5 protein-coding genes are annotated in these 7,215 nt (G+C 73.5%); 4 read left to right on the top strand and 1 reads right to left on the bottom strand.

What is annotated here, in order from left to right; translation table 11 throughout:
* Positions 1–209: 209 nt before the first annotated feature.
* Entirely contained in the window at positions 210–2,339 is a 2,130-nt protein-coding gene (locus tag ACH4TG_RS31340) for a fibronectin type III domain-containing protein (protein ID WP_398245977.1), read from the bottom strand.
* Positions 2,340–2,595: 256 nt separating this feature from the next.
* On the opposite strand from ACH4TG_RS31340, the gene ACH4TG_RS31335 reads away from it, so the two are divergent.
* The 4 genes from ACH4TG_RS31335 (at position 2,596) to ACH4TG_RS31320 (ending at position 7,193) form a co-directional block, all read left to right on the top strand.
* Positions 2,596–3,750, top strand: a complete 1,155-nt coding sequence (locus ACH4TG_RS31335) for an ROK family protein (protein ID WP_398245976.1) — start codon at positions 2,596–2,598, stop codon at positions 3,748–3,750.
* Between the two features lie 123 nt (positions 3,751–3,873).
* Positions 3,874–5,109 carry a transcriptional regulator gene (locus ACH4TG_RS31330; RefSeq protein ID WP_398246089.1) on the top strand — a complete coding sequence of 412 codons (1,236 nt, stop codon included), beginning with the start codon at positions 3,874–3,876 and terminating at the stop codon, positions 5,107–5,109.
* 138 nt (positions 5,110–5,247) lie between these two features.
* Entirely contained in the window at positions 5,248–6,765 is a 1,518-nt protein-coding gene (gene adh, locus ACH4TG_RS31325) for an aldehyde dehydrogenase (RefSeq protein ID WP_398245975.1), read from the top strand.
* Positions 6,765–7,193, top strand: coding sequence for a DUF779 domain-containing protein (locus ACH4TG_RS31320; protein WP_398245974.1), 429 nt, complete (start codon positions 6,765–6,767; stop codon positions 7,191–7,193). Before adh ends, ACH4TG_RS31320 begins: the two co-directional genes overlap by 1 nt.
* Positions 7,194–7,215: the final 22 nt, after the last annotated feature.

The raw sequence follows: 7,215 nt of genomic DNA, 5'->3' as shown, positions 1-7,215 counted from the left end.
GCCGCGCCCCCCCCGCCCGCCCCCCCCGCGGCGGGGGGGGGGGCGGCGCCCGCGCCCGCCGCGGGGGGCGGGGGGGGGGGGGGGGCCCGGGGGGCCCCCCCCCCCCCCGTCCGGACACCGGTTGCTAGGTGGGATTCTCGGCTCTTCGGGGGCGGCGCCGTGACGCCGCCCCCGTGTCGGTGGAGAACCGGCCTCCGTCCGGCCCACCGTCAGACGGTGATCCGGTCGATGTCGGAGGCGTAGTCGGTCGGGTTGCCGAAGGCGACGGTGTTGGCGCCGGCCTTGAGGTGCACGGGGATCGTGACCGACTGCGGGGTGCCCCAGTCGTTGTCGTTGCTCCCGGGCAGCGGCAGGTGGAACGCGGTGCCGTCGACGGTGACCACGATGGTGCGGCCGGACGAGCCGTCCGTGTAGTCCACGGTCATCAGGTAGGTGCCGTCGGCGGGCGCGGTGACGCCGTTGACGGTTACCGACCCGCCGCCGCCCAGGTTGCCGACCTTCTTGCCGCCGGAGCACGCCGCGCAGTTGCTGATCCCGGCGTTGCCGCCCAGGGTGTTGCCGGGCGCCTCGGCCTCGTACGACACCGGCCCGGTGGCGGCCGGCGTGGTGACGGGGACCGCCTTGCCCGCGGCGGAGGTACGGCCCTTGGCGTCGTGGGCGACGACGGTGAAGGAGTACCCGGTGGCCGGGCTCAGTCCGCTGACGGTCACCGAGGTGCCGGTGGTGGTGGCGACGCGGGTTCCGCCGGAGTAGACGTCGTAACCGGTGGTCGCGGTACCGGAGTTCACCGCGTTCCAGGCGAGCGAGACGCTGCCGGCGGTGGAGGCGGTGCCGTGCACGTTCAGCGGGACGCCGGGACCGGCGGTGTTGTTGGGCGTGATCCGCAGCAACTGGGATCCGTGCGGCGCCAGTTGGGTGCCGTAGCTGCCGGAGAGCGAGCCGAGGCTCTTGTGCCGCCACAGGTCGCGCACCGAGGCCTTGCCGTTGATGCCGAGGTCGGCGAAGTCCGCGGTGACGTCGGCGTAGCCGGCGCCGAGGTTGAACAGCGCCACGGTGTAGCTGCCGTCGGCGTTGCGGGCGTACCAGACCTGCTGGTCGGTGGCCTGGCTGACCGGGCGGGCCGGGTTGCCCGCCTGGTCCACGGCGATGACCTCGTCGTTGGTGAGCAGCGACAGGCCGTACGGGTCGAGCTTGGTCAGGTCGTCACCGGTGTACAGCGGCGCGGCCTCGATCGCCCACAGCGTGGCGTAGCTCTGCCGCTCGGTGTCGGTCAGGCCGTCCATGGGCCCGGAGCCGACGTCGAGCGAGTCGAGGTTGTTCCAGTTGCCGGGTCCCGCGTCGTCGATCCATGGCACGACGTCGGTCCAGCGCTGCTTGACCGAGTTGTTCCAGGTCACCAGGGTGCTGCAGTAGCACTCCACGTCGGTGTCGACGCGCCAGCCGTTGGAGTTCTGCTTCCAGACGTCGGCCTTCTTGTGGCTGAGCGACCAGGACAGGGTGAGCTGGATGGGGCGGCCGGTGGCCTGCAGCGCCTGGTGCCACGCCTGGACGTCCGGGATGTTGTCGTGCGCCGCGTCGCCCTGGCTGGAGCCCGGCCCGACGCCGTCGATCTTGAGGAAGTCCACGCCCCAGGACGCGAGTTCGTCGGCCTCGGACTGGATGTACTTGGTGGTGCACGGGCTGGCGAAGTTCAGCTGGTAGGAGACGTCGTCCCAGCCGCTGGTCCTGCGCAGGTCGGGGTAGACGATGTCCTTGGTGGTGCAGCCGGGGGCGCCGTAGATCGGGGTGGTGCCGCCGTCGTAGGCGTCGATGTACAGGCCGACCGCCAGATACAGGCCGAACTTCAGTCCCTTGGCGTGGAGTTGGTCGGCGACGTACTTCATGCCGTGCGGGAACTTCTTCAGGTCCGCGGTCGGGCGGGCGTAGGCGTCCGACACGTTGGTGCCGTTGTCGACGTTCCAGCCGGCGTCCACGTTGACGTACTCGTAGCCGCGCGGCTTCAGCTTCGCGGCGACGAGGTCCGCCTGCTGCAGCACGTGCGACTCGGTGAGCCAGTTCTCGCCGCCGTAGCCGGGGAAGTTGGTGGACTCCAGGCTCCAACTGCTCCAGCCCATGTACGGCTTGGCGGCCAGGGCATCGGCGTCGGGCTTCGCCTGCGCGGCCGCCTGCACGGCGGTGGGGGCCTGCGCCGCCGCGGGGCTCGCCGCGGCCGCGGCGGGCAGCGCGAGGGCGGCGGCCAGCGCGGTCACGGCGAGTACGGGCACCGCGCGGGTGCCCGGCCGGCCGGACAGCGCGGCTCTGCGCCGGAAGGATCCTGCGGGTCGTGCTGGACGAGGCATGGGTGTTCTCCATCTCGGAACCGAGGCACGGGGTGAGGGGTCGGGGAAGGCGCGGCCGGCGGGAGGGGCCGGCCGCTGCCGCGCCGGGGGAACCGTCCCTTCCGCCCGGCGTGAAGCGCGCCGCGAATGTAGCCAGGGTTTCCTTCCACCGTCAACATATTCGGCACCGTAATCCCCGCCCGTTGGGGGCAGCAGCTCGCGGATCCGCAGATCCTGGCCTCTTCCTTGCTTTCCTCGGGAAACGTAAGGTTCCCCCATGACGCTCGCCGACCGGCCGCCCGCTGCCGCCCTGGTCTTCCAGACCCTGCTCGCCCAGGGGCCGCTCACCCGGGCCGAGGTCGGACGGCGGACCGGGCTGTCGGCCGGCGCGGTCACCAAGGTGGCCACCCCGCTGCTGGAGGACGGCTGGATCACCGAGCTGGGCCGCCCGCTCGGTGAGCGGCCCACCGGCCGGCCGGCCACGCTCGTCGCGGTGCGGCCGGAGCGGGCCTGCTTCGCCGGCGTCAAGGTCACCGGCGACGAGCTGATCGGCGTGCTGGCCGATCTGACCGCGCAGCCGCTGGCGACCCGCCGCGCCGACCTCGGCTCGCGGGACGTCGGCACGGTGGTGCAGGCCGTCGCCCGGCTGGTCGCCGAGCTGTGCCGGGAGGCGGGCAGCACCGCGCACGGCCCGGTGCACAGCATCGGTGTGACCCTGGCCGGCGACGTCGACGGGCACACCGGCACCGTGCAGTACTCCCCGTTCCTGGACTGGCGGGGCGTGCCGCTCGCCCGGCTCGTCGAGGCCGCGACCGGCACGCCCACCGTGATCGAGAACGACGTTCGGGCGCTGACCGTCACCGAGCAGTGGTTCGGCGCGGGGGCCGGCCTGTCGTCGTTCGCGCTGGTCACCGTGGGTGCCGGCATCGGCGCGGGACTGTCGGTCGGCGGCCGGGTGGTCTCCGGCGCGCACGGCGTGGCCGGCGAGATCGGCCATCTGCCGGTGGGCGGCGGCGACCGGGTGTGCACCTGCGGCAACACCGGCTGCGTGGAGGCGGTCGCCTCCACGCACGCGATCACCGAGCAGGCCCGGCAGGCGGCGGGCGACCCGGAGTTGGGCATCGCCGACGCGGTCCGCCTCGCGCACGGCGGCCACCCCGCGGTGCGCGCGGTGTTCTCCGGCGCCGGCCGCGCGCTCGGCCTGGCGCTGGCCTCGGTGGCCAACCTGATCGGCCCGGAGCGGATCATCATCTCCGGCGAGGGCGTGGCCTCCTACGACCTGTTCGCGGACCAGATCCGGCAGACCTTCGCCGCGCAGGCGTTCGGCGCGGCCGCGGACTGCGACATCGTCGTCCGCCCGCTGCCGTTCGAGGAGTGGGCCCGCGGCGGCGCGGCCGTCGCCGCGCAGCGCCTGTTCGCCCCCGCTCCTTGAGACCCAGGGGTCGACGCCGGGGCGCGGTGCGCCTTCAATGGGACTTCGGTGGGCATGCGGGCGGGTGCCCGCCGGTGTGGTCGCACGAGGCGTGCGTCGAACGACGATGAAGTCGGGATGACGATGGCAGAGAACGGTGTGCTCAGGCAGCGCAGGGCGGCGCTGGAGGACGAGTGGGCCCGCCGGGTGCCGCTGCTGCTGGCGGCGGCGGGGCGCGGCGCGCCCGCCGGCGCGCGGGTCCGCGACGAGGTCAGCGAGTCCTGGGTGCGCTCGCTGGCCACCGTCGACCCGCAGCTGCAGAGTGCCCCGCCGGGCGTCGCGGGCGCGCGCTGGGCCGGGTCGCCGCTGCGCGGACCGGTGACCGAACTGGCCGATGAGCTGCGGGGCATCGCCGAGGACGCGGGCTTCGTGGCCGCGGTCACCGACGAGAGCGGCACCATCTTGTGGACCTGCGGGGGCCGGGTGATGCGGCGCCGCGCCGAGCGGGTCAACTTCGCGCCGGGCGGCCGCTGGGACGAGGGCGCGATGGGCACCAACGCCCTGTCGCTGGCCCTGCGCACCGGCCGGCCCAGCACGGTCTTCTCCGCCGAGCACCTGGTCGCGGCGCTGCACGGCTGGGTCTGCTACTGCGCCCCGATCCACGGCCCCGACGGCCGGGTGCTGGGTGTGCTCGACCTGTCCACCACCTGGGACCGCTCGCACCCGCTGGCCCTGCCGACCGTGCGCGGGCTCACCTCGGCGATCGAGGCCGGGCTGCGGGACGCGCTGCGCGCGCGGGCCGGGGCCGCCCCGGCGCCCGGGCTGGCCCTGACCTGCCTCGGTGCGACCGCGGTCACCAGCGGCGGCCGCGCGCTGCACCTGCCGCCGCGGCAGCTGGAGATCCTGACGCTGCTGGCGCTGGAGCCGGAGGGGTTCACCCCGGAGCGGCTGCGCGACCTGCTCTACGGCGACCGGCCGGTGTCGGCGTCCACCTTCAAGGCCGAGATCTCGCACCTGCGGCGGGCCCTGGACGGCGCGGTCGCCACCCGCCGCTACGCGCTGACCACGCCGGTGGACTGCGACGCGGTGCGGGTGCTGCGGGCCCTGGAGCGCGGGGACACCGCCGCCGCCGTCGAGGAGTACCGGGGGCCGCTGCTGCCGCTGTCCGAGGCGCCGGGCGTCGCGGACTGGCGGGCGCACCTGGAGGTGGTGGTCAGGGAGGCCGTGCTGGCCGCGGACACGCCCGACCACGCCCTGCGCTACGGCGAGCGGGCGCCGTACGACGCCGAGGTGCACCGGCACGCGCTGCGGCTGATGGGGCCGCGGGACGCGCGCCGCGGCATCGCCGCCAGCCGGCTGGGGGCCGCGCTGCGCGCGTGAGGCGCCGTGCGGGCCGGGCCCGTGGCGGCACCGGATCGCGGCTGCGCGGGCCGGCCGTGCGCCCACCAACCTTTCACCAACCTCGGGCGGCCACAGTGAGCGGCGTCCTGCTCACTCCCGCGTCCCAGGAGCGCCGCCATGGTCTATGCGCAGCCAGGCACCGAAGGCAGCATCGTCAGCTACTCCGCCCGCTACGACAACTTCATCGGCAGCGAGTGGGTGGCGCCCGCCGAGGGCCGCTACTTCGAGAACCCCTCGCCGGTGACCGGCCGGACCTTCTGCGAGGTCGCCCGGTCGACGGCGCCGGACGTCGAACTGGCGCTGGACGCCGCGCACGCCGCGGCGGGCGCCTGGGGCCGCACCTCCCCCACCGAGCGGGCGGTCGTCCTCAACAAGATCGCTGACCGTCTCGAGGAGAACCTGGAGAAGCTCGCGGTCGCCGAGACCTGGGAGAACGGCAAGCCGGTGCGCGAGACGCTGGCCGCCGACCTTCCGCTGGCCGTCGACCACTTCCGCTACTTCGCCGGTGCGATCCGCGCCCAGGAGGGCAGCATCGCGGAGATCGACGCGGACACGGTGGCGTACCACTTCCACGAGCCGCTGGGCGTGGTCGGGCAGATCATCCCGTGGAACTTCCCGATCCTGATGGCCACCTGGAAGCTGGCGCCGGCGCTGGCCGCGGGCAACTGCGTGGTGATCAAGCCGGCCGAGCAGACCCCGGCGAGCATCCTGCTGGTGATGGAGCTGATCGCGGACCTGCTGCCGCCGGGCGTGGTCAACGTCGTCAACGGCTTCGGTGTCGAGGCGGGCAAGCCGCTGGCGTCCAGCCCGCGGGTGGCGAAGGTGGCGTTCACCGGCGAGACCACCACCGGGCGGCTGATCATGCAGTACGCCAGCGAGAACATCATCCCGGTGACCCTGGAGCTGGGCGGCAAGAGCCCCAACATCTTCCTGCCCGACGTGATGGCCGCCGACGACGACTACCTGGACAAGGCGGTCGAGGGCTTCGTGATGTTCGCCCTGAACCAGGGCGAGGTGTGCACCTGCCCGTCGCGGGCGCTGATCCACTCCGGGATCTACGACGCGTTCATGGAGCGCTGCGTCGCCCGCACGAAGGCGATCACCGGCGGCGACCCGCTGGACCCGGCCACCATGCTCGGCGCCCAGGCCAGCAACGACCAGTACGAGAAGATCCTGTCGTACATCGACATCGGCAAGCAGGAGGGCGCCGAGGTGCTCACCGGCGGCGCCGCCCGCAGCGTGCCCGGCCTGGAGGACGGCTACTACATCGAGCCGACGATCTTCCGCGGCACCAACGACATGCGGATCTTCCAGGAGGAGATCTTCGGCCCGGTCGTCTCGGTCACCACCTTCGACTCCGTCGACGAGGCGCTGAAGATCGCCAACGACACCCTGTACGGCCTGGGCGCCGGCGTGTGGACCCGGGACGGCAGCACCGCCTACCGCCTGGGCCGGGAGATCAAGGCCGGCCGGGTGTGGACCAACTGCTACCACGCCTACCCCGCGCACGCCGCGTTCGGCGGCTACAAGAACTCCGGCATCGGCCGCGAGAACCACAAGATGATGCTGGAGCACTACCAGCAGACGAAGAACCTGCTGGTCAGCTACTCCCCCAAGAAGCTCGGGTTCTTCTGATGAGCGTTCCCGGCGACCCGGCGGTGCCGCCGGCCCGCGTCGGCCTCTCTCCTGCGGCGGAGGCCCTCGTGGCCCAACTCACCGCGCAGCACGGCCCGCTGATGTTCCATCAGTCGGGCGGCTGCTGCGACGGCAGTTCCCCGATGTGCTACCCGCGCGGCGAGTTCCGGGTCGGCGCCGCGGACGTGCTGCTGGGCCGGGTCGCCGGGGACATCCCGTTCTGGATGAGCGCGAGCCAGTACGCGTACTGGCGCCACACGCACCTGACGGTGGACGTGGTGCCGGGCCGCGGCAGCGGGTTCTCGCTCGAGGCCCCCGAGGGGGTGCGGTTCCTCATCCGCTCGCGGCTGCTGACGGGCGAGGAACTGGCCCTGATCGACGCCGGACCACCGCCGCCGACCGGCGAAAACCTCTCGGAGGCCGGGTGACCGGCACGGTAGCGTGCGGGGA

Origin of the sequence: Streptomyces sp. NPDC020917 (assembly GCF_044333795.1) — a bacterium.
Taxonomy (GTDB): Bacteria; Actinomycetota; Actinomycetes; order Streptomycetales; family Streptomycetaceae; genus Actinacidiphila.
The sequence above is the reverse complement of the archived record's forward strand: the minus strand, read 5'-3'. Positions and strand labels throughout refer to the sequence as shown.